The organism is Acinetobacter sp. GW821-FHT01C12, assembly GCF_059422625.1.
Genome location: NZ_JBWKXD010000015.1, coordinates 1 through 22102 on the forward strand (window position 1 = coordinate 1; position 22102 = coordinate 22102).

Sequence of the window (22102 nt, forward strand, 5' to 3'; positions counted from 1 at the left end):
CACTAAGTCATTTTGTTCATCTACGTTGTAATAGAACTGAATACCTTCAATTCGATTAATCACAATTTCATGATTTACTTCATCATAGGCCCAAGTATTTTTTTGATAACCACGGTTCGGTTTTATATCACTATTTTCATAGGTCATTTTCCCCATATATACAAAGGTACGATGTGCAGTACCGTCTGGGAGTAAGTTAATAATAAACTCCGCATTGCCTTTTTCGCACTTGGCAAACGGATCTTCACAACTCATTTGTACATGATAACGTCCTACAAATGCCTCAGCTTTTGTGGAAACCACGTCACTTTGCTGGCCTTGCCCTTTCATATCTACCATTGCAGGCAAGGTGGCTTGACCCGCAAGATCGGTCAGTTTTTTCCCTTCACTTGCATTGGCACGTGGTGGCGTTTGTTGCAAAGCAAGTTCGCTGGATGAATTTTGTGTGTCAGATGCACCTTGTTGTTTATCATTTGATTTTGAGGAATCGCAAGCACTCAGTACTGTACAAATACTGATGCCCAAAATTCTAAAAAAAATTACTTTATGAAAAGTTAAATACATAAATCCAAATAACCCAATTGCACCGTGCCAGACACATCAAAAATGAATGTGTATATCTATATCTTATTGCGTTGTGCCGTTTCTCGAAATCTTAACGCTGTATTTTTTACAAAAGTATAAAAAACATATTTATCACCATCGCTACCTACATCGGATTGGACACTTTTTACATTATTTTGAATGATTTAACTGGCGTTGTTACACAGTCTTAACAATTTTAATTGGTGATTCACTTGAAGAATCAGATAGAAACGCCACTATTTACTTATATGAATTCATTTTTAATTTTTTAATCATGAATGATGATGAATAACTTTAAGGAGATTTAAATGGCCAATTCTGGTTTATATCGTTCAAGCCGACACAATATGATCGCCGGTGTAATGGGCGGTATTGCTGAACGTTTTGGTTGGAATGTCACATTACTACGAATTATTTTCGTGATTGTTTCATGTTTGAGCGCAGCTTTTCCAGGTATTCTGGTGTATTTGGTGCTTTGGCTAATTATGCCAAAACAAAACTTGCAGTTAAATGAACCGCAAAGCTATGAACGCCCTGTACGAACTATTTATGAAGAGAAAATCCATTAATTGACTTCGATTTAAAGATATGACCCTTTTCAGCTACAACAGTTCCCCCAAACTGCTGTAGCTTTTTTTATGCCGCATCATTTTTAAACAGTATCATTGTGAATTATTGAGTTGTTGCTGTAATGCTGCAATCATATCTGCACGACTAATAATCCCGACCATTTTTTGATGATCAACCACAGGGATATAATTAAAAGAGCGTTCAACGAAATAAGGCACTAAGTCTTGGATCGGTTGTGTCGGCTGTACAGTCACCACTTGCCGATTCATAATTTGTTTGACCAAATGTTCCCAAGGGGCACGCGCATCAGCAGCGCGTTTAAACCACTCTACAATTTCATACAATGCCAATGTACCAACCAATTCCCGATCAGCATTGAGCACAGGCAAACTCATCAAATTCACATGTTTAAACTTATCTAAAGCTTGGTGAATATCATCTTGCTCATCCAAGCTCAGCACATCTTTGCTCATAATATCTTGGCAAAGGTATTGATGTACTGCTCTTGCGTTGGCCTTTGCTTGTGCTTCTAAAATGATTTTCTGTAAATCATATTCACTAATATCTAAAAGCTGTGTCTGTTGTTCTAACACATCTTGAATATCTTGCGGTTGAATAGTGACTTTTTGTGTCGGTGTTGGATCTTTAGAACGTGTATTGAGCTGTGCAACCTGTGGATATTGCTTTCCCAACATACGATTAAAAATGATTGCAATCACCAGCAGCAAGACTGAATTAAGTAATACTGGGTAAAAGATAAATTGATAACCCAATTGGTGAATAGAAGCGCCACCCAATACGGCAGTAATCGCCACCGCACCACTTGGCGGATGCAATGAATCTGTACTCATCATCAAGAATATCGACAAGGCAACAGCGACACTAAATGCCTCGGTTGGATTGGAAATAAAGATGGCACAAGTCACGCCTACTAAACCTGCGATGGTATTCCCCACCACCATATTCCAAGGTTGTGCTAAAGGGCTTGCGGGTACAGCAAAAAGCAATACCGAGGACGCGCCCATCGGTGCGATATACCACGCATTAAATCCACCGAGTACATACCAACTGATCAATGATGACACTGCTAATCCGAGCAGTGCACCAACACCACAGACTAAACGATCTTTTAGCGGTAAAACTTTAAAATTGGGTTTTAAGGTATTTAACCATTCAAGTTGCGTATGAAACACGACAGTCCTGCGCTTTAACACGGTTTAAAGTGTGAATTATACGATGTTGTGGTTATAAGATATATTTATTATCTATCTTAAATGGATAAATTTTTCGCCGATATTTCTCATCTACTGATTTTTCACTGAGCATATTCAGTCAATTGATCAAGTCTTTTCCCATATTCTTGCATTGGGCAAAACGCATACATGGGTGAACCAATATAACTTCCAGCATTTTGGCACTCCTGATCAACATAAGCTTTCCATAAGCGTTGTGATTTCATGATGTCATTATAACGTTCTTGTCGAAGGTCTATCTGACTCTGTTTTTTGATCTGATCGAGAACTTTGACAATTTCTTTTTCATAATATGCTCTGCTTTGGTTACTACATGATTCAACCACAGCATTGTTGATGTTGCCTAAAGCCAGTTTTTCGATGGTTTGTTCAACACATTGGTTATATACATCGGGTGAAGCAGCACTCTGTTCTGCATAAGCCGATATTGAACAAATAGTTGTAGATAAAACCATCATGATTGTGCATGCTCTTATCATATTTATTCCTTTGTTGTTTTGATCATGGCTCAATATAGCAATAAATCGATTTTAAAAGCTTTGTTTTTAGCACCCAGTCTGAGCTTAATCCTGTTGATCGCGTTTTTTCTTTTTATGAATCATCAATACGATATACAGTCTTTACTCACAATATTTGGTATCAGCCTAATCGTTTATCTGATTTATTGCATTCTTGTCATTCCAATTGCTTATGTCATTTCACTTTGGCTTGCACATCAATATTGGCTTAATTTTTTCAGTATTTTCGTCGGCTCACTGTTGATGTGGCTAATTGTCAGCAGCATTGGCTATCTGGTTTTTACTGGGTCATTGCCTACACCGCTATGGAAACTATTGAGCGATTGGTTTTTTTATGCAATTTCTGTATTTGCAGGGTGCTGTTATTGGGGTTTGTTAAAAGTATTCTCCAGACCATCATTCACGACTCATGATAATGTAGATAAAACTGATTACTAAAAATCTCCTCTGGATCATATTTTTTCTTCAAACTAAAAAAAGCATCCGTTTGCGGATAGACTAAACGCATCTTGTCGCGACTCACATGTAAACGATAAGGCAAATAAAATGTGCCTTGGTTTTTAAGTGTAATATCAACCAATTGCTGAGTCAGTTGTTGCATATCCTGCTCTTGTTGTTCGGTCTTCTTTTGATTAAACAGAAACACCAAGCCAAAAACATCCTCTCGAGCATAATTCATAAACGCATCATGATCATGTTCAACTTCACGAATCGTGATATTGAGTAGATCCACTTTTTTCGTTTTTAAAACAGGCTTGAGATCTTGAATGAACTGAGCCAAGTGCTGCTTTGGAATAAAATATTCATGCAATAGATCGGTTGAATGGCTATCTTTATTTTCAATCAAGGCGGCATCCTCACTGAGAATTTCGTTGCGACTAAACGTCGCATAAGGCGATACTGAATTCAGGCTACTTTCTAGATCCCAGCGGAGTCGTTTGCCGTATTCACTATCGACAGAACCACGAAACACAATCCGCTTGGTTTCAGCGTTTTTACTTTGCTGTTGTGACAATGCTAAGGGTTTTTTATCGATCTTTTCAAAATAGTTTAAGGTTGCCTGCTGTAAAAAATGTTTATCTGAAATACGTAAACGACCATAAGCAAATTGTACATTTGGATTATTGCTGACAATCTTTTGGTACGCGTTTACATAGTCTTCAGGTAAAACTGAAATTGATTGAAATGTTAAAGCAACATTATCTACAACTTTTAATTTTACATCGAGAATAATGCCAAATAATCCATAGCCACCAATCACCAATTTAAACAGTTCAGGATGTTCTGTACGACTACATTTTACAATCTCTCCCTGTGCATTCATCAAGGTAAATGATTCAACACTGGATGAAATCGGAGGTGAATTCTTTTGCCAACCATGCCCATTGACACTGATCGAACCGCCAATCGAGAAATTACTAAAAGATTGCATCACTGCAATTGATTTACCATAGTGGTCTAAATACCGAAGGGCCGCTTCCCATGTTGCACCCGAACCAATCGTGAGAATATTGCTCTTCTCATCAAAGCTCATATGGTTATAGGGCAACATATTCAATGCAATACCATCAGGGTAAATGGTGTGTCCCCCCATACTGTGTTTAGCCCCCGCAATCGAAACTTTTAGATGATGTTCAGCTGCATATTTAAGCAAAGTTTTAAGCTGTTGTTGAATCGCTTCGGGTGTACTTTCAACATCGACAATTTTATGCACTTTTGTCAAATTAAGATGGCTGGCATCATCCCGATAACCTGTAGGAATATGCTCAATTCCTTGTTGCTCATTGATTTTTGTTTTAAAAAGATGAATTGCAGGAATAGAAATAACCGCCAATAGAATAAGGAAAAGGCTTAGCCAAAGTTTGTTTTTCTGTACTTTTTGCATAATGAATGATTTAAAAATGTTTTAAATTTATTCAATAATTTATAAGCTATAAATATTAAAAAAGCAAAATACCGATAAAGTTTGTCAGCGATTAAAATCATCATTTATAATGACTTCCAGCATAAAAACAATATCTTAAAATAAGGAAAATATATGGCTTATATTATGGTGGACATCGAAGCGGATGGTCCAATTCCCGGTGATTACTCAATGATTTCGCTAGGTGCAGTGTTGGTCGAAGATCACTTACATCAACAATTCTACGGTTTACTTAAACCAATTTCCGAAAATTATATTCCTCAAGCGCTCGCAGTTTCAGGCTTTAGTCGTGAAGAAACCCTAAGCTTTAACAATCCTGAGCATGTTATGAAAGACTTTGCCAAGTGGGTGAGTAAAGTCAGTAAAGATCGCCCTATCTTTATTAGTGATAATAATGGTTTTGACTGGATGTTTGTCTGTTGGTATTTTCATCATTTTACTGGCAGTAATCCGTTTGGATTTAGTTCACAAAATTTAGGCAGTTTGTATAAAGGACTGGTCAAAGATAGCTTTCAAAGTTTTAAGCATTTACGTAAAACAGCACATACCCATAACCCTGTTGACGATGCCAAAGGCAATGCTGAGGCTTTATTGGCATTGAAAAAGGATTATGGATTGAAGATTAAGTTTTAGATATAGCTCAGATTAGTGAGCCATGACTCAAGACTAATCTTTGCTAAAGAAAGTTTTTAATACATTCGCTGCATTAATCGCAATTCTTTAGGTTTTGGAATCTCACCTGTTTGTCCTAAAGCATGATATTTTTTAGTTAAATCTTCACGAACTAACTTCGCTTTTTCAGGATTTTTAGCAATGCCTTTGGTTCCATTTTCCAAACGATCTAAAAAGTAGATACCCACTAATATATTGTCCTGTTCATAATATTTTTGATACAACTCCATCGCTCTTTTTGGATCTGCCTTGATCAAATTCCCTTGCTCATAATAGAGTGGTAGGTTCAACTGTGCGCGTTCATGCCCTGCTTCAGCTGCTTTTGCCAACCACTCCATTGAAAGTTGAGGATTGTAAATTTTCCACTGCTCCTGAGCATATAATTCTGACAAAGTAAAATAAGCAGATTTTGGGTCTTGATCATGCTTTGCGTTTTCAGTTTCTTCAAATAACTCTATTTCATAAGTCAGATCTTCAAACTTTTTATCCGTTTTTAATAATCTTACAATTGCCTGTTGTGCTGGAATGTTATTTTCATCTGCTCGGGTCGCAATTTTGTAATAATTCATAGCTTCACCCAAATGTGCTTTTAAATAAGGCTTTTGTTCTGCCATTTGTCCCATCATAAAACCGACAAAACCACCTGCATCAAATTGTAACGAATAGATACGCCAAGCTTTTTTCCAATATTTTAAAGCCTTTGCTTCATCCACCTCTGTGCCTACACCATACGCATAGGCATAACTTAAATATGCCCATATTGGAGTTGGATAATCATCATTATCCCCCATGTGTTTTTCGATGGTATGAAATATACGAACTGCTGTTTCTTTTCTATCTGGATCAGCACAATGCTGATTAAGTACAGGGTAGAAAATATAGGCTTCTGAATTTCTCTTTCCAACTGCATCAAGCAGCAACTCAAAAGCCTGTTGTTGATCAATAGCAACTTTATCGCCGTAATATAATTTTTGTGCTTTAACCATTAAGTTATAGGCTTCTAATTCTTCAGGCTCTACTTCAGATACATCTTTTTGGATCGGTTTCATCTGCTTTTTCTGTTCTTCTGAGAGCCCCAATTGACCAAATAAAGTCTCTAAAGTTTGATTAATCATTTTTGCATTTGGATAACCTTCTATGGGTGATTGAACATACAACTCCCACAATACTTTTTGATCAAATCCTTTATTTATTTGATAAAACTCTTTAAAAATAGGCGCTGTTTGTGGGGCGAAACAAGGGGCTTCTTCTATATTTACTGCATAACTTGATGTTGCAGATATAAAACCTAAAGTCGCTATGTACATAAAATAATTGAATTTTTTCATATTAAGATTGCTCATTTTGATATAAAAATTAAATTTATAAATTTTTAAAAAAGTATTTTTCAAATTATATATAAAATAATTCAATTAGTTAATTTTATTTTAAAACAAATTATTCAATATTTTGACAAGAACCGCTAACATTGAAAAACCCTGCAGTTTGAAAATTAAGTTTTAATTAGCCCTTTCTAATTTTGCTACAGCCCAATAATGATTTTGTGCATTTTATTATCCTCTAAATTCGCCCCTATGATTTCTAAATAATTCATTTACTTAACATTGAATAAAGCATTGTGACATCGTCATGATGAACTTCCGACATTCAGTTTTTGTAGCGCCATTTACCTTTATAAAGTTCATGAATATAAATTTTTTATGTTAATATCAAATATATAATTTAACTTATTTAATTTTACCAATGAATAAAATAACCTATTTCATCATTTTAACTTCTTCTTTTTTCCTTGCTGCATGTAGTACATCAAATGAACCTGTAATTTTAGAAGCAAAGCAAATTGCAATGACGGGTGAACCATCAAGCACACTTGAACTTACCCTAATTAAAAAAGATAAAATCTGTATCTTAAAAGCAAAAACCACTTCTAAAAATACACCAACAATAGAAAAAGATTGGGCTTTTTTTAGGGACGATCTCATTTTAATATCTGAAAATTCAAGCTCGGAACCCGTAATCAATAGCGATGCTTCAGATGCAAAAATTGAAGAGCACATTGAGGAAATGAAAATAAGAAAAGAGGCCAAAGAAATGAAAAGTTTTATCTCAAAAGAAAATCTGAAAAAATGTACATAAGTTGATCTGCGATAAGAATCAATATTTATAGACTAACCTTTGCCACACCTCCCCAAAATCCTTATACTTAGAACCAATTTTTTCTAATACTTATAGTGGATGCTGCATGAGTCGCGCCATATCGCATATTGATACATTCCAAGGCTTAATTCTTGCCTTACAAAACTACTGGGCTGAACAAGGTTGTGTGGTGTTACAGCCTTACGATATGGAAATGGGCGCAGGGACATTCCACACTGCAACATTCTTACGTGCGCTTGGGCCAGAAACATGGAACGCAGCATACGTTCAACCCTCACGTCGTCCTAAAGACGGTCGTTACGGCGAAAACCCAAACCGTTTACAACACTACTATCAATTCCAAGTGGTGCTTAAACCGAACCCTGACAATATCCAACAACTGTATCTAGACTCTTTAGAAGCGATTGGTATTGACACGCTTACACATGACATTCGTTTTGTAGAAGACAACTGGGAATCGCCAACATTAGGTGCTTGGGGCTTAGGCTGGGAAGTGTGGTTAAACGGTATGGAAGTAACTCAGTTTACTTACTTCCAACAAGTTGGTGGGGTTGAATGCTACCCAGTCACAGGTGAAATCACTTACGGTCTTGAACGTCTGGCAATGTACTTACAAGGCGTCGATTCAGTTTATGACTTGGTTTGGACCAAAGGTCAATTTGGTACAGTCACCTACGGTGATGTGTTCCATCAAAATGAAGTAGAGCAATCGACTTATAACTTTGAATATGCCAACGTTGAAAAAATGTTTGAACTCTTCGATTTTTATGAAGCTGAAGCAACCCGTTTAATGGAAGCGGAACTTCCACTTCCAGCATATGAGCAAGTCATCAAAGCATCACACAGCTTTAACTTACTCGATGCACGTGGTGCTATTTCTGTCACTGAGCGTCAACGTTATATTTTACGTGTGCGTACTTTGGCACGCTCTATTGCACAAAGTTATGTGGCCGCTCGTGCCAAACTCGGTTTCCCAATGGCTGAACCGCATTTACGTGACGAAGTGCTTGCACAGTTAAAGGCACAAGTTGAAGCAGAAGCAAAAGCTGAGGAGAATAAATAATGTCTAAACATACAGTTTTATTCGAACTTGGCTGTGAAGAATTACCGCCTAAAAGCTTAAAGACCTTACGTGATGCGTTACAAGCTGAAACGGTTAAAGGTTTAAAAGACGCAGGTTTAGCATTTGATTCAATTGAAGCTTATGCAGCACCACGTCGTTTGGCATTAAAAATTGTTAATGTTGATGGTGCACAAGCAGACACTCAAAAGCGTTTTGATGGTCCTGCCCTACAAGCTGCTTATGATGCAGAAGGCAAACCAACCAAAGCCTTGGAAGGCTTTATGCGTGGTCAAGGCATTACTGCGGATCAAGTATCAACTTTCCAAGCAGGTAAAGTTGAAAAAGTTTGTTATTTAAAAGATGTGAAAGGCCAAAGTCTTGACGCTTTACTTCCACAAATTTTACAAACAGCACTGGATAATCTACCCATCGCAAAACGTATGCGTTCTGCTGCAAGCCGTACTGAATTTGTTCGTCCGGTGAAATGGGTCGTCTTGTTAAAAGACAATGATGTGATTGATGCAACGATTCAGGATCATAAAGCGGGTAATCTGACCTATGGTCATCGTTTCCATGCCCCTGAAGCGATTTCATTAACAAACTCAGATGATTATTTGCCGAAATTAAAAGCAGCACATGTCGTAGCTTCTTTTGAAGAGCGTCAAGCAATCATTGACCAACAAGTTAAAGCTTTGGCTGATGAAGTCAATGCGATTGCCATCGTTCCTGCCGACCTACGTGATGAAGTGACTGCATTGGTTGAATGGCCTGTTGCGCTACGTGCAAGCTTTGAAGAACGTTTCCTTGCTGTACCTCAAGAAGCTTTGATTACCACGATGCAAGACAACCAGAAGTATTTCTGTTTGGTCAATGCAGCACATAAATTACAGCCTTATTTCATTACTGTTTCCAATATTGAGTCTAAAGATCCAATTCAAATCATTGAGGGTAATGAAAAAGTTGTACGTCCTCGTTTATCTGATGCAGAGTTTTTCTTCTTACAAGATCAAAAGCAACCGCTTGCTTCTCGTAAAGAAAAATTAGCCAATATGGTCTTCCAAGCACAATTGGGTACACTTTGGAACAAGTCTGAACGTATTGCAAAATTGGCTGTGGCGTTATCTGCAATCACGGGTGCAAATCCTACTGATGCTGAAAAAGCTGCACTGCTTGCAAAATGTGACTTAACTTCAGAGTTAGTCGGTGAATTCCCTGAACTTCAAGGAATCGCGGGAACTTATTACGCCCGTATTGAAGGCGAAAATGATGAAGTTGCAGAAGCTTTAGGTGAGCAATATTTACCTAAGTTTGCTGGCGATGTTCTACCAAAAACAAAAACAGGTACAACCATTGCCCTTGCTGATCGTTTAGATACCCTCACAGGTATTTTCGGGATTGGTCAAGCACCAACAGGTTCGAAAGATCCATTTGCTTTACGTCGTTCTGCGATTGGTATCTTGCGTTTGGTGACTGAAAATAATCTTGATGTTTCAATTGAAGAACTGATCAAGCTTGCTTTGGCTGCTTATGGCGATGTATTGAAAGATCATGCGAAGACTTTAACCGATGCTGTCGCATTCCTTGAAGGTCGTTACCGTGCTAAGTACGAAGACCAAGGCGTTGCGGTTGATGTGATTCAGGCTGTTCAAGCACTTTCTCCAAAATCACCTCTTGATTTTGATAAGCGTGTGACAGCGGTAAATCATTTCCGTAACTTGCCAGAAGCTGCTGCTTTGGCTGCTGCCAATAAGCGTGTTGCCAATATCTTGGCAAAAGAAGCTGCACCTACAGGTGAGATTGTTGAAGCTAAATTAGTTGAAGATGCTGAAAAGGCGCTTTATACCGAGATTCAAAATATCAAACCTGCGGTTCAACCACTTTTGGGTGCGAAAGACTACACCACTGCGCTTTCTAAGTTGGCTGCGCTTCGTGCACCGATTGATGCATTCTTTGAGAATGTGATGGTCATGGCAGATGATGCAGAACTCAAAGCAAACCGTTTACGTTTACTTGCACAGTTACGTGACTTGTTTACAAGTGTTGCTGATATTTCGGTGTTACAGCACTAAATAAAAACATAAATTATAACCCGCTTTCGAGCGGGTTTATTTTTTGTCTCCGCTTTCCAAAACGTATAAATAAATGAAAACATAACAATAAAAATTAACAATCTAAAACCAAATATCCCCAATACATTGTATAGACTCAATTGATCAAGTTAAGTTTAAGATCAAAAGCATATGAATTCTAAAACATTATTATCTGTACCTTTAATCGCGATCGCCCTCACCGCCTGCTCAACCACACCCACCAATCCAAACACTCCAACTATTTTAGAACAACATAAAAATATCTCTGCTGAACCAAGCACAAAACATAACCTTGCCAAACTCATCAAACAAACAGACAACTGTGTCATCGAATTTACTGGCAACTTTGAAACGGGCAAAGCCACAGAACATTGGATTTTTAAAGGTGAGCAGCTCATCTCTGCATTTTCAAATGTAGATGCTGAAGTCGAAAATAAACAAACTGTTTTCGACCCAAAAGATGCTGAAAAGCTTAAAAACTTCAACTCACTTAAAAACAACTTTAAAACATCAAATCTGGAAAAATGTAATTAATCTCGGCACTTCACTTTGATACGTCGTCGAAGCTAAAAGGGCTAAATGCAAAATTATTTCGCTCTTTTAGCCACATAAATCATGGGATAAATCCAAACAAGGGCACCAATGAGTCCAATCGCAGCAAATATGAAACTATTTGAGAGGTAATCAGCAAACCAATAATAAATTGGATTTAAACCCAATTTAAAAGAATTCATCATTGCGTAGAGCATCGCAATCATCAGCACATGAGGCAAAATCAGATGTCCAATAGATAGCTGATATTTCTTAAAATATTTTGCAAAATAAAAGCTTGGAATCAAATAAATTAAAAATACCACGCCCACCACACCCCAACCTATTATTTGATGGCTGGAAGACAGTTCATCACCACAGCCACAGGCAAAACTGGGTTTTAAACTCAATATAAAAGTGAGAAATATCAAGATTATTATATTTTTCATTATGATGATTAAACCAACAATTTAACCCAAATCTTATGTCGTTTTTGTTTTAATAACAAGCTAGCGATTCTTACAGAAAATGCTTTTATCATCATTCTGATATTCTTATAAGCATCAGAATTTAAAAAATAAAAATGCCCAAGTCTTCCAAACACGTCTATTCGTAACATTCATTCACAATTCTTACACTATTGTTAAAACTCTGTAGATAAGCTGTTGCTGTTTTATCTCAAAGGCTATTTTTATACATATTTCACATTAATATAGGCAACACTCAAACTTGAACTCATTCAGGTACAGGATAAAACTAATTATGAAAATGCTTAAAACAACAGTGATCGCCACAGCACTTCTTGCCAGCTCTCCTCTTTTTGCCAATACAGATGTAAGTGCAAATGCTTCTGCTGAAGTCGGAACCAATGGAGGTATTCTTAGCAACATTGGTCAAGGTATCCATAACACAGCAGATAAAGTAGGTAATGGTCTCGAAAAAGGTGTTGATAAAACCCGTGAGGTGTCTAAAGACGCTTGGGATGGCACTAAGAATACTGCTGCTAAAGTAGGTACAGGTCTCGAAAAAGGTGTCGATAAAACCCGTGATGTGTCTAAAGATGCATGGGATGGCACTAAAAATGTTGCTGATAAAGTCGGTACGGGTGTTGAAAAAGGTGTCGATAAAACCCGTGATGTATCTAAAGACGCATGGGACGGCACTAAACATGCTGCTGATAAAGTCGGGACTGGTGTGGAAACAGGCATAGACAAAGGTAAAGTCGCAACGAAAGGTGCGTGGGAAAATACCAAGAAGCTAAGTTCTGAGGCGGGTCATAACACCAAAGAAGCTGCTGTTAAAGTGAAAGACAAAACTAAATCAGCAACAAGTAAAACTTGGCAAAAAACCAAAGATTTAGTTAAACCAAAACCAGCAAATACAGGTGCAAAAGTAAATTCACAAACCCATGTGAAAACACCAGTAGGTAGCGCTAAAGTAGCAGTATCTACAGATGCCAAAGTTGCTACAAAATAATTTAAATTTATCGCCAATCAAGAAAAGCTCACTTAGGTGAGCTTTTCTTATACATCTGCCAGTAATTTGATATGCAATGTATACATATGTTTTCTTGCTGTAGGATTTTTCTTTCCATTTTACTTTTTATCTAAATAAAACAGTATGATAATCCCATTCAGCACTGAGCGAATCGTTACAATCATCATAAAGGGATCAAAACATCATGAAGATGATCAAAAGTCTATGTGTGATCACTGCAATACTTGCAACACCATCACTCTATGCGCAAACCAATACTCAAAATCAAACCCAGCCATATGGTGATAATCCAAATATTTTTAAAGTATTGGCACATAAGACCGGTGAAGCTGTACAGAATACCGCTGAAAAAGTAGGTGATGCGACCGAAAAAGGGATTCAAAAAATTAAACCGTCTTTGGATGAAACCATTGAAAATACAAAAAAATATACTACTGAAAAAGCCACTGAGGCTCGTGATAGTACTCGCCAAGGCATCGATACTGCTGTAAAAAAGGTTGAGCAAACCAAAGATCGAGTGATGGGTAAAACCAATTTAAATGTTCCGATTGAACAAGGCAGCTTAAGCCAATCTTCGACCACACCCAATACGGCGAATGCTGTAACTGCTGCAACTACAGCAAACGTTCAAAATACGCCGATCACCACACAACCTGTTCAACCCGCAGTTCAAAATCAATTACCCAACAATGCGCAAGAAGAACCTGAAATTAAAAAACAGTCATTACCAATCGAGAACCAAGAGCATGATGTCAACGCCAATACCACAGGCTCAAAAGACACCAACTCAACCAATACGCAAAGCTCAACAGATGATGAGGTTGGTGTACCAAGATAAGCAGCTAAACACACTTAATCCGTCGATCTCCACAGCTTGCGCTACCTATGCTCAAGGTGATAGCAATAAAACGAATATAGCTATTTAACGGTGTTTTTTTAAATATGCCTTTTTAATTGCAGCTTTTTTCATTGTGCTTTTTCACTCAGCTCTTTAGCCATTCACCTGACGAATCGCTTTACCCTGCTTAAATGCCTCAACATTTTCAAGCATTTGATTCACAATACGTTGACGTGCATCTACACTGCCCCACGCGCTATGCGGTGTAATAATCAGGTTTGGAATATCTTGTGCAAGTAAAACATTACCTTGTGTCGGTGGTTCAATAGAAAGCACATCTGTTGCCGCACCTGCAATTTTGCCTTGTCTTAATGCATCGGCCAAAGCCTGTTCATTAACGATACCACCGCGGGCACAATTGATTAAAAATGCAGATTTTTTCATTTTATCAAATGCTTGGCTATCAATTAAATCACGTGTTTCATCTGTTAGAGGACAATGCAGAGAAAGAAAATCGACTTGAGTAAGCAACTCGACAAAAGGTGTCCGATCCTTATGCGTTGGTCTATTAGGTAATGATGCGACCAAAATTTTCATTCCAAAAGCTTCTGCCAACTTGGCAACCGCTTGGCCAAGCTCCCCATAACCAATGATGCCAAGGGTTTTCCCAGATAATTCAACTATTGGAAAATCCAGTAAGCAAAAAATTGGCGACTTGTTCCATTCGCCTTGTTTAACTGCATACTCATATTTAAGTAAAGATGTTGCTAATGCCAACATTAACGTCAGTGTATGTTGGGCAACTGCAGATGTGCCATAGCCCTGACAATTACACACCACAATACCTTTTGATAGCGCAAAATCTAAATCAATATTGTTGGTCCCCGTGGCCGAAATCAAAATCAATTTTAAATTTTTACATTGTTCCATCGCCTCAGCATTCACAATCACTTTATTGCTGATCACCACGTCTACATCTTGAATCCGCGCTAGAACTTGTTCTGCTGTGGTCGATGGATAAAGTATTAAGTCATCAAAAGCTGCACTTAACTGACTAAAATCCAAATCTTGTTTATCTAAAGATTCATAATCTAAAAATACAGCTTTCATTGCTTTTCCTTAATGATAAAGAGCCAGTTTTACACTTATGAAGCAGATGCTTCTGGGAAACCAAAAGAATTATTCTTTAAAGCCAATAAGTATGCATTGGTCATACGGTAGGCCTCTTGAATAATGGCTTCAGAAATATAGCTTTCGTTGTAATAGCCATGCTTCATACAAGTAAAAACCAATTCCATTAAAATCGTCAATGTATCAGGCTCCTGTGGTACATATTCATCGACGTTAATCATTTCCAGTGCTTTTCGGACACCATGACTGACCTTTTTTAATTCTATTTGGTATTCCAAATAAGCTTGCCGGGTAAAAGGTCCACTTAAAATCAACAAGCTTGCTGTTTCAGATTCATTAAAATATTTGGCTGTGGTACGAATCATACTTTCAGAGAGTAGCTGTCCGTATACTTCTATGGCTGCATTTGGATTTTCCGTCAACACTCGAACAGCAGCCTGTCCGAGTTGTTTGACTAAATCATTTAAATGCGTCAGTGCAATATGACGGAAAATATCGTATTTCGTCGGAAAGAACTGATAAATACTGGTCCGCGGAACGCCAGATGCATTGGCAATTTCAGGAATCGAAATCTTTTCAATTCCAATGGATAACAGTAACTCTTGCGTGGTTGCCAGCATCTTATCCATTCTTTTTTGGGAACGTTCTTGTTTTGGTTGGCTCACCTTTTTCGTCATTTTTTTTAAAACTGACGTTGACGTTATTTTAATCATCAGATAATCTCTCATAAAAACCAACAAATGTTGGTTTTAAAAAACTTCCTTGTCGTACTACAAAAATATAGAGGAAACCGAAAATGAATTTACCCCTTTCCGATGTACAAATGTCCATACAAAGCAAAACTAAACTTTTTGCTGATCCAGAAGATGAACAACGTAGCCACCGAATTCGTAAAGCAATTATGGAAGCTGGAAATCAATTACGTGAACGTCATCCTTGGCTGGTTCAGCACCAAGACCAAATTGGCCTAGCCATCCTTGTAACAGCTGTAACAGGGATTATTTTCAATATAACACAATACACTCGTGGGAAAATGCCTTGGTACGTGGCAATTCCGCTTTCTGCATTTTGGATGTCTCTCTTACACGAACTAGAGCATGATCTTATTCACCAAATGTATTACCGTAAAAACAAAAAAATCAATGATGCTATGTTGGCAGCTGTTTATGCATTTCGCCCAAGTACCGTAAATCCATGGATACGTCGCGAGGTACATTTACATCATCACAAATCATCGGGTACCAAAACAGATTTAGAAGAACGTGGGATTAACAATGGTGATCAATGGGGCTTAAAACGCTTGCTGATGACTGGTGACAATATGCTGGCAATCTATTTACGCCCTATCACCATGATGAAAACCACTAAACGTTATATTCATGCGCAGAAGCATTTATCCCAAGCCGATAAACTCAAATTAAAAGCAAAGCTTTCTGCGAGTTATGCACCCTTTGGACATATTCATTATGCCCTATGGCATGGTTTCTTATTGATCAATGTTGCCAAATTGGCAATGAAAGCCACAGGCATAGCGCAACCTAAAAATAGCTTATGGAGACTTGCAGACAAAACTACAAAGTTTTATGCCGTTAGCATTGCAGCACCAAACTTCTTACGCACCTTAAGTCTACATTTTACCAGTTCCAATATGCATTATTATGGCGATGTTGAAGATGGCAATATCGTTCAGCAATGTCAGGTTTGGACAGATTGGCGGATGAAACCTTTACAGGCCTTTTGTTTTAATTTTGCTGGCACACATGCCATTCACCATTTTGTTGTACGTGATCCATTTTATATTCGTCAAGCCATTGCTCAAGACTGCTATCCAGTGATGCAAGAAAATGGGGTCCGTTTTAATGACTTTGGGACGTTTAAACGAGCGAATCGTAGGTTCTAAACTTGATAACTGGTATCTTCGTCTTATGAGTTGATAGAGACCTCTAGCATAGATCTTTTATATTTTAAAACACCTGATTACGCCTTATAGTGAGTTAAACAATCAACAAAAAGACCTTACAATGAATTGGACAGCTTATTCGTCACTTATGCTCGCTCTGCTTGGTTTTAGCTTATATTCGCCAGTCTATGCAAAAGCATATGTTTTACAATCAATAAATAACTTAGACGAAGCTGAGTTTAGAAGTTCTGAGGGAAATGAATTTAAACTGATTAAATTAAATCAGGGTTGCCGTATTCAAGCTCGATATTATTTGGAAATGGAAAATCGTGTGTTTAATTATACCTTCCTTCATCAACCACCCATGAAGCAAAAACTGCTCCATGCCACGCAAAAAACCTTCCGTTATCATTATAAAGACGGTGAAGAAGGTTCTCTGGCAGCAGTGACTGATGTTTATCAACATTCCAGCGAAGTCTATAAAGTCAGTGATTTAGACGTTCAAAATGAATTTAAAAAATATACCGCTTTATTTCCAATCGCCTATTTAAAGCAATGTAACTAAAGCCATATCTGTCTATTTAAATAGCTCAAATGTGAAATCGTTAGACACCAAATGGTGTTTCAGCTCAACCGCTGACTTTAAGCAACCTTAAAGTGGCAAAACTCATTTAAGCTTTCATCATCAAAACTCACCAAACCTTGAATATCGCAACTCATATAAAAGTTTTTATAGGTCAACACATAAAAGTCAGTGGTTTTTTTAATCACAATTGGATTCATATCCAAAGACAAAGCTTCATCTTGCTTAAATAATTTGGTCACACGGCGATCATTCATACAAATCAAATAGGTCTGCTTTTTGATCTCGACTTGTGCCAAACCATTGTTTTCAACATGCAATGGAATAATGTATTTTCCATTCACATCAATCACTTGTTGATCATAGCTTTCTAGCTTTTGCGTGATCACGTTAAATACTAAAATATTGCCAAAACTGTCTTGTAGCTGCGTTTTATCTTCAAAAGCAAAATTGACTTGAATACCCAGTTTCTGCAAATCTTGCTCATCTACTCGTTTATTGGTCAATAAAATACGCGTAATGGTCTGCTTTAAACTGGCATCAAAGAAAGTACTATCCAGTTGGATATCTGTACCTTTTAGAATTTTACCCAAAGCCTCGTTATGTGTCCCCAATAAGTGAGCAATCACACTTCGATAATAAAATTTGCTGTTTTTCTTTACTTCACGAATCTGCTTATAAAAATAAGTTTGATCGTATTCACGTTCAATAAAATCATGTAGTAACGCAGAGTTGGCTAAAACTGCAATCGCATCATGACCAGTATACGGTAAATGTAACGTATGCAATTGAGGGATCAATGGCTTAATTTTTAAATAATGTTCTTTATCATTTTCAAAATAAGGGTCATAAACAATGATGTATTCACAGTCTGCAACGATATCTTGTGCCTGAATACGCATATCCACATTTAATTCAGCATCATAGAAATCTGTATAACGCTTGTCCTCAACCTCTAAAGGGTCGATAGAATATTGCGGAACCATGGCAACAACACGATTCATTTTTAAAGCTTTGGCATATTTGATTGCCGCATAGCCACCCATCGAACCGCCATAACCCACGATATTTTTAAATTGTTTTAAAATGGGATCTAAGTGCTCTAACAATGCAGCCATGCTTGAGGCAGGAAACCAAGACTTCTGTTTTGGCATAATCCCGACCACGGCATAGTTATATTTCATCAAAGACTTTTCAGCATTGATGGAAAGTCCTTTAGCTCTAGAAATCAAGTCACCAAATGACAGGACTAAAGTGTCAGAATCGCCTTGTAAATAGATTGCTCTAATATGATCATCTTCAAAAATTATTTGCTTATCCATTCGCACACCGAGCACTAGCTCTATCATTGGCTGAAATTAAATAAATAGGCACTTGCCTATTGATTGCTTCAAGTGTCATATTTTATAGAGTCTAGTCAGATAAAAAAGCGCAAAATATGACACATTCCCTACATCCTGCTGCTCAAAAAGGCTTCAGTACTGCTGCTGAACTTTATCAACAAGTCAGACCCAATTATCCACAAGACGTGGTCAAATGGTTAAAAGAAGATTTAGCCCTAGGCCCAGATTCAAGCGTTGTTGACTTAGGTGCAGGTACTGGAAAATTTCTCCCTTACCTCAAACAAGCAACGCCCAATATTATTGCTGTCGAGCCCGTCACAGAAATGTTGGAACAATTGAAAATAGTACATCCTGATGTACAAACGCTTCAAGCAAAGAGTGATCAAATTCCGTTAGAATCTGAAAGTATTGATGCTGTTTTGTGCGCGCAGTCATTTCACTGGTTTGCCAATATTGAAACCTTGAATGAAATTCACCACATTTTAAAACCTGAGGGCCATCTTGGTTTGATCTGGAACCAGCGCGATGAGACGATAGACTGGGTTAAAGCATTGGCAGATCTGCTCGCGACGATCGAAGGAGACACACCACGTTACCATAGTGGGCAATGGAAATTGGCGTTTGAAAATCAATTTTTATTCCAGCTTGAAACAGCCAAAGTTTTTTCACAAGTACAAACTGGAACCGTGGAAAACGTGGTCAGCAAACGCTTGTTATCCACCAGTTTTATTGCAGCGATGCCAGAACAACAGCAACTCACGCTGAAACACAAATTCGAACATATTGTCTTGGAATATACGGGTAAACATGCGCAAGATGAAATAGACTTCCCTTATGTCACCTATGTTTATAACTTTAGGAAACTGCGCTAATCGAAACGCTTTAATGAGGAATGTTTATCATGAATTTAATACTTCGCCCTTTACTCCTTTCAGGTTTACTTACATCCGTCGTTTTCATGGCAGCATGTTCTCCTAAAGATAGCCCACAGCAAAACAATTCATCTGAACCTAAAGATGCCTCTCAAGAGATCATGGATCAATTGAAAACCAAACCGATTAAAAGCTTTCCAAGTACACCCGATGATGCTCACGATATCGCATTACTTGAAGAATATGATCAGAAATTTACCGAAAATAATAATGCTTTAGAAGCTGACCTAAAAAAACGTGCAACAGATGGCACTCTTACCGAAGAAATAGATCGTCAGCTCAAACGTGATGGCATTGAATCTGCGCTGAATATGCTTAAACAACTGGATCTAAAAACCGAACAAGGACGCTATATTCAAGGGTTACGCTATCAATATTGGGAAAATCAAGCCAAAGTCTATGATGAGAAAAAACAATCTGCAGATGGTGAACTGAAAAATCCAAGTGATGCAGTCAAAGGTATGGGAGAAATGTTAAGCGCTGATGAGCAACTTGATCACTGGAAACAATTGACCGATAAAAAATAAAAAACTAATGCTTTAATCTTCTCTTGTGCCAGATCAAATGGCACAAGAGAAGAATCGCTAATCATGTTTAAACCAGTACAATTAAAGTGAAATCCTAAGAAACCCGAATACGACAACGCCATTGTTGATCAGGTTGTTTTGAAGATTCCCATGAACGAACATGCACCAATTCAATATAATCTTGTCCTGGTTTTTCAGCTTTAAAACGGAAAGTCTTGGTGCCACCGACACCCACTGCTCCCTCTTCATTATCATTTTGCAAATAGGTTTCTTCAGTTTTAAATATTTTAAGTGGTTGTAATAACTGCCATTGATAACCTGTGCTTGGGTTTTCAGGTGCATTGAATACAAGCACTTCACCTACTTTCATATCCATCAAAGTTGGGCACTTTTGTTTCAATGTATACTCATGTGTTTTACCTTCCACTGTAGGACTTGAACTTTGACAAGCGACTAAGCCCAAACTGCAAACCAACAAAGTAAAACCCACTAAACCTTTCATTTATCACACTCTTTATGATTCAAACTGGCTAAAATTATAGCAAACCTTATCATCTTCTCTGATGTGGCTCAATTTGAATTTAGATATTTTGCTTTTCCAACCACTGAATAGAATTCACCCGAATCAGTTTACACGCTCCATCACCAACACCATTCCAATCCAAAGCTGATTTCCACACCAAATCTTTATCATTCACTTGAACCAAATCACCAGTTAAACGAACTAAATCACCACGCTTTACCTGTTTGATTTGTTGAGCAATTTCAGGATTAGCGGGAATAATATGCATATTACTGACCAATTGAGTTGCCAATTGAGCAGGAATTGGTGGTCGAGCCATTTTCCAATTTAAGAAACGATCATATTGATTGATCGAAATCTGACGGGCAATTTCAGGCTCAGTAAATAAACCGCGAGTTACCGCATAATCAATTGGAGAAAATTTTGCTTGCTCATCATCCTTATATTCTTTTGAACCGAGGATCCGAAATTCACCATGAAAAGGTTCCAAAACGGAAATTTTCTGATGTTGGTCGATTGGTGCTAAACCATTGGCAATATTAAATGCTGGGTTGGCTTTTGAAACTTTAGAAGAATCAGTAGATTGAAAGGCATAGACCTGAAAAGCACTCAGTGCCATCAACGCTGCACAGATTAACTTTTTATTCATATCATGCTCCTCAAACCACACTTAAAAATTGTACAAAATCTATAATCCTAGTATTAATATAAAAACTTAAAATAAAAATCGAGTTTCGGTAACAAAATACAGAGATTTCGTCCTATTTTTGTCTTATATTCAAAGCAGGCTTTGGTTAGAATTTAGCTTATATTCCTATAATTGCATACAATGATGATTTATAAATTTTACCAACAACGTATTTTCCCGCATTTGCTCAATCAAGTGATGCAAACACCCAGCATGATGGATGGACGTGCAGAATTACTTGGAAAAGTTCGAGGTGAAGTCTTAGAAATCGGTTTTGGTACGGGTTTAAACCTGCCATTTTACCAAGAGGTTGATCAAGTGTATGCGCTTGAGCCAAACCGAGATGTCTATCAACTTGCTCAAAAACGGGTATTTGATGCGCCCTTTCATGTACAACATATTCAAGCCAGCGCAGAAAAGCTGCCTTTTGCAGATCATTCAGTCGAAAATATCGTCAGTACATGGACCATGTGTAGCATTGCCAATTTAGACAAAGCCATTCAAGAAATTTATCGCGTTTTAAAACCTCAAGGGACACTGCATCTAATTGAACACGTTCAATATCATGACAATAACACCTTAAAAAAATTGCAAGATATTTTAACGCCTATACAAAAAGTTATTGCTGATGGATGTCACTTAAACCGTAATATCGAACTTGAACTTTTAAACGCCAATTTTAAGTTTTCTGAAAAATATTATTTTGATGCTGAGGATCTGCCAAAAATTGGACGACGTATGTTTATGGCCAGAGCACACAAGCTTTAAGCTTGCGCC

Annotated in this window: 25 protein-coding genes; 14 read left to right on the plus strand and 11 right to left on the minus strand. The window is 37.6% G+C overall.

All coding sequences use genetic code 11. The annotated features are described in order from the left end of the window. On the minus strand, nucleotides 1–564 hold a 564-nt coding region (locus tag AC07WY_RS20240; protein WP_494736997.1), incomplete at its 3' end, for a hypothetical protein. Between the two features lie 329 nt (nucleotides 565–893). Here AC07WY_RS20240 and AC07WY_RS20245 point away from each other — a divergent pair. Beyond that, on the plus strand, nucleotides 894–1154 hold the full coding sequence (locus tag AC07WY_RS20245) for a PspC domain-containing protein (protein ID WP_262084924.1): 261 nt from the start codon (nucleotides 894–896) through the stop codon (nucleotides 1152–1154). A gap of 93 nt (nucleotides 1155–1247) precedes the next feature. Here AC07WY_RS20245 and AC07WY_RS20250 read toward each other — a convergent pair whose 3' ends face one another. After that, nucleotides 1248–2348, minus strand: a complete 1101-nt coding sequence (locus AC07WY_RS20250; RefSeq protein ID WP_056516801.1) for an HPP family protein — start codon at nucleotides 2346–2348, stop codon at nucleotides 1248–1250. 122 nt (nucleotides 2349–2470) lie between these two features. Then, complete coding sequence (locus tag AC07WY_RS20255; RefSeq protein ID WP_151956651.1) at nucleotides 2471–2887, minus strand: lysozyme inhibitor LprI family protein; 417 nt, start codon at nucleotides 2885–2887, stop codon at nucleotides 2471–2473. 24 nt (nucleotides 2888–2911) lie between these two features. On the opposite strand from AC07WY_RS20255, the gene AC07WY_RS20260 reads away from it, so the two are divergent. Continuing rightward, on the plus strand, nucleotides 2912–3364 hold the full coding sequence (locus AC07WY_RS20260) for a hypothetical protein (RefSeq protein ID WP_419335516.1): 453 nt from the start codon (nucleotides 2912–2914) through the stop codon (nucleotides 3362–3364). Here the strand turns inward: AC07WY_RS20260 and AC07WY_RS20265 are convergent. Further along, complete coding sequence (locus AC07WY_RS20265) at nucleotides 3327–4811, minus strand: FAD-binding oxidoreductase (RefSeq protein WP_494736998.1); 1485 nt, start codon at nucleotides 4809–4811, stop codon at nucleotides 3327–3329. The two genes, AC07WY_RS20260 and AC07WY_RS20265, sit on opposite strands and share 38 nt — an antisense overlap. 153 nt (nucleotides 4812–4964) lie before the next feature. On the opposite strand from AC07WY_RS20265, the gene AC07WY_RS20270 reads away from it, so the two are divergent. Then, nucleotides 4965–5483: a 3'-5' exonuclease family protein gene (locus AC07WY_RS20270; protein ID WP_262084922.1), complete on the plus strand. Its 519-nt coding sequence runs from the start codon at nucleotides 4965–4967 to the stop codon at nucleotides 5481–5483. Nucleotides 5484–5539: 56 nt separating this feature from the next. On the opposite strand, the gene AC07WY_RS20275 is transcribed toward AC07WY_RS20270, so the two are convergent. Then, nucleotides 5540–6850 (minus strand): tetratricopeptide repeat protein, encoded by a 1311-nt coding sequence (locus AC07WY_RS20275; protein WP_262084921.1) that lies wholly within the window; start codon nucleotides 6848–6850, stop codon nucleotides 5540–5542. A 415-nt stretch (nucleotides 6851–7265) separates the two neighbouring features. Here AC07WY_RS20275 and AC07WY_RS20280 point away from each other — a divergent pair, with 415 nt between their 5' ends. From AC07WY_RS20280 to AC07WY_RS20295, 4 genes are all read left to right on the plus strand, one after another. Next, the gene (locus AC07WY_RS20280) at nucleotides 7266–7658 is read left to right on the plus strand and encodes a hypothetical protein (RefSeq protein WP_262084918.1); all 393 of its coding nucleotides are present in this window, start codon (nucleotides 7266–7268) and stop codon (nucleotides 7656–7658) included. A 106-nt stretch (nucleotides 7659–7764) separates the two neighbouring features. Then, nucleotides 7765–8742 carry a glycine--tRNA ligase subunit alpha gene (gene glyQ / locus AC07WY_RS20285; protein WP_004718182.1) on the plus strand — a complete coding sequence of 326 codons (978 nt, stop codon included), beginning with the start codon at nucleotides 7765–7767 and terminating at the stop codon, nucleotides 8740–8742. Next, the gene (gene glyS, locus AC07WY_RS20290) at nucleotides 8742–10811 is read left to right on the plus strand and encodes a glycine--tRNA ligase subunit beta (protein WP_494736999.1); all 2070 of its coding nucleotides are present in this window, start codon (nucleotides 8742–8744) and stop codon (nucleotides 10809–10811) included. The genes glyQ and glyS overlap by 1 nt, the downstream gene beginning before the upstream one ends. 171 nt (nucleotides 10812–10982) lie before the next feature. Beyond that, the gene (locus AC07WY_RS20295; RefSeq protein ID WP_419335509.1) at nucleotides 10983–11366 is read left to right on the plus strand and encodes a hypothetical protein; all 384 of its coding nucleotides are present in this window, start codon (nucleotides 10983–10985) and stop codon (nucleotides 11364–11366) included. A gap of 53 nt (nucleotides 11367–11419) precedes the next feature. On the opposite strand, the gene AC07WY_RS20300 is transcribed toward AC07WY_RS20295, so the two are convergent. Then, on the minus strand, nucleotides 11420–11812 hold the full coding sequence (locus AC07WY_RS20300) for a hypothetical protein (protein ID WP_419335508.1): 393 nt from the start codon (nucleotides 11810–11812) through the stop codon (nucleotides 11420–11422). A gap of 313 nt (nucleotides 11813–12125) precedes the next feature. Here AC07WY_RS20300 and AC07WY_RS20305 point away from each other — a divergent pair, with 313 nt between their 5' ends. Continuing rightward, nucleotides 12126–12839: a hypothetical protein gene (locus tag AC07WY_RS20305; protein ID WP_105714013.1), complete on the plus strand. Its 714-nt coding sequence runs from the start codon at nucleotides 12126–12128 to the stop codon at nucleotides 12837–12839. A gap of 205 nt (nucleotides 12840–13044) precedes the next feature. Further along, complete coding sequence (locus tag AC07WY_RS20310) at nucleotides 13045–13698, plus strand: hypothetical protein (protein ID WP_494737000.1); 654 nt, start codon at nucleotides 13045–13047, stop codon at nucleotides 13696–13698. 153 nt (nucleotides 13699–13851) lie between these two features. Here the strand turns inward: AC07WY_RS20310 and AC07WY_RS20315 are convergent, their stop codons facing one another. Both AC07WY_RS20315 and AC07WY_RS20320 read right to left on the minus strand, forming a co-directional pair. Beyond that, nucleotides 13852–14808 carry a 2-hydroxyacid dehydrogenase gene (locus AC07WY_RS20315; RefSeq protein WP_494737001.1) on the minus strand — a complete coding sequence of 319 codons (957 nt, stop codon included), beginning with the start codon at nucleotides 14806–14808 and terminating at the stop codon, nucleotides 13852–13854. A gap of 35 nt (nucleotides 14809–14843) precedes the next feature. Then, nucleotides 14844–15542, minus strand: a complete 699-nt coding sequence (locus AC07WY_RS20320) for a TetR/AcrR family transcriptional regulator (protein ID WP_004818708.1) — start codon at nucleotides 15540–15542, stop codon at nucleotides 14844–14846. Nucleotides 15543–15625: 83 nt separating this feature from the next. Here AC07WY_RS20320 and AC07WY_RS20325 point away from each other — a divergent pair, with 83 nt between their 5' ends. Both AC07WY_RS20325 and AC07WY_RS20330 read left to right on the plus strand, forming a co-directional pair. Continuing rightward, nucleotides 15626–16729, plus strand: coding sequence for a fatty acid desaturase (locus AC07WY_RS20325; protein WP_494737002.1), 1104 nt, complete (start codon nucleotides 15626–15628; stop codon nucleotides 16727–16729). 121 nt (nucleotides 16730–16850) lie between these two features. Then, nucleotides 16851–17294: a hypothetical protein gene (locus AC07WY_RS20330; RefSeq protein ID WP_494737003.1), complete on the plus strand. Its 444-nt coding sequence runs from the start codon at nucleotides 16851–16853 to the stop codon at nucleotides 17292–17294. Nucleotides 17295–17371: 77 nt separating this feature from the next. Here AC07WY_RS20330 and AC07WY_RS20335 read toward each other — a convergent pair whose 3' ends face one another. After that, nucleotides 17372–18661 carry a hypothetical protein gene (locus AC07WY_RS20335; RefSeq protein ID WP_262084910.1) on the minus strand — a complete coding sequence of 430 codons (1290 nt, stop codon included), beginning with the start codon at nucleotides 18659–18661 and terminating at the stop codon, nucleotides 17372–17374. Nucleotides 18662–18750: 89 nt separating this feature from the next. Here AC07WY_RS20335 and AC07WY_RS20340 point away from each other — a divergent pair, with 89 nt between their 5' ends. After that, the gene (locus tag AC07WY_RS20340) at nucleotides 18751–19527 is read left to right on the plus strand and encodes a class I SAM-dependent methyltransferase (RefSeq protein ID WP_234623326.1); all 777 of its coding nucleotides are present in this window, start codon (nucleotides 18751–18753) and stop codon (nucleotides 19525–19527) included. A gap of 29 nt (nucleotides 19528–19556) precedes the next feature. Continuing rightward, on the plus strand, nucleotides 19557–20114 hold the full coding sequence (locus tag AC07WY_RS20345) for a hypothetical protein (RefSeq protein ID WP_004818703.1): 558 nt from the start codon (nucleotides 19557–19559) through the stop codon (nucleotides 20112–20114). Between the two features lie 94 nt (nucleotides 20115–20208). Here the strand turns inward: AC07WY_RS20345 and AC07WY_RS20350 are convergent, their stop codons facing one another. Both AC07WY_RS20350 and AC07WY_RS20355 read right to left on the minus strand, forming a co-directional pair. After that, nucleotides 20209–20616, minus strand: coding sequence for a protease inhibitor I42 family protein (locus tag AC07WY_RS20350; protein WP_004718213.1), 408 nt, complete (start codon nucleotides 20614–20616; stop codon nucleotides 20209–20211). Nucleotides 20617–20695: 79 nt separating this feature from the next. Then, nucleotides 20696–21286, minus strand: a complete 591-nt coding sequence (locus AC07WY_RS20355; RefSeq protein WP_234623327.1) for a hypothetical protein — start codon at nucleotides 21284–21286, stop codon at nucleotides 20696–20698. A 183-nt stretch (nucleotides 21287–21469) separates the two neighbouring features. Here AC07WY_RS20355 and AC07WY_RS20360 point away from each other — a divergent pair, with 183 nt between their 5' ends. Continuing rightward, nucleotides 21470–22093, plus strand: a complete 624-nt coding sequence (locus AC07WY_RS20360; RefSeq protein ID WP_154129282.1) for a class I SAM-dependent methyltransferase — start codon at nucleotides 21470–21472, stop codon at nucleotides 22091–22093. Nucleotides 22094–22102: the final 9 nt, after the last annotated feature.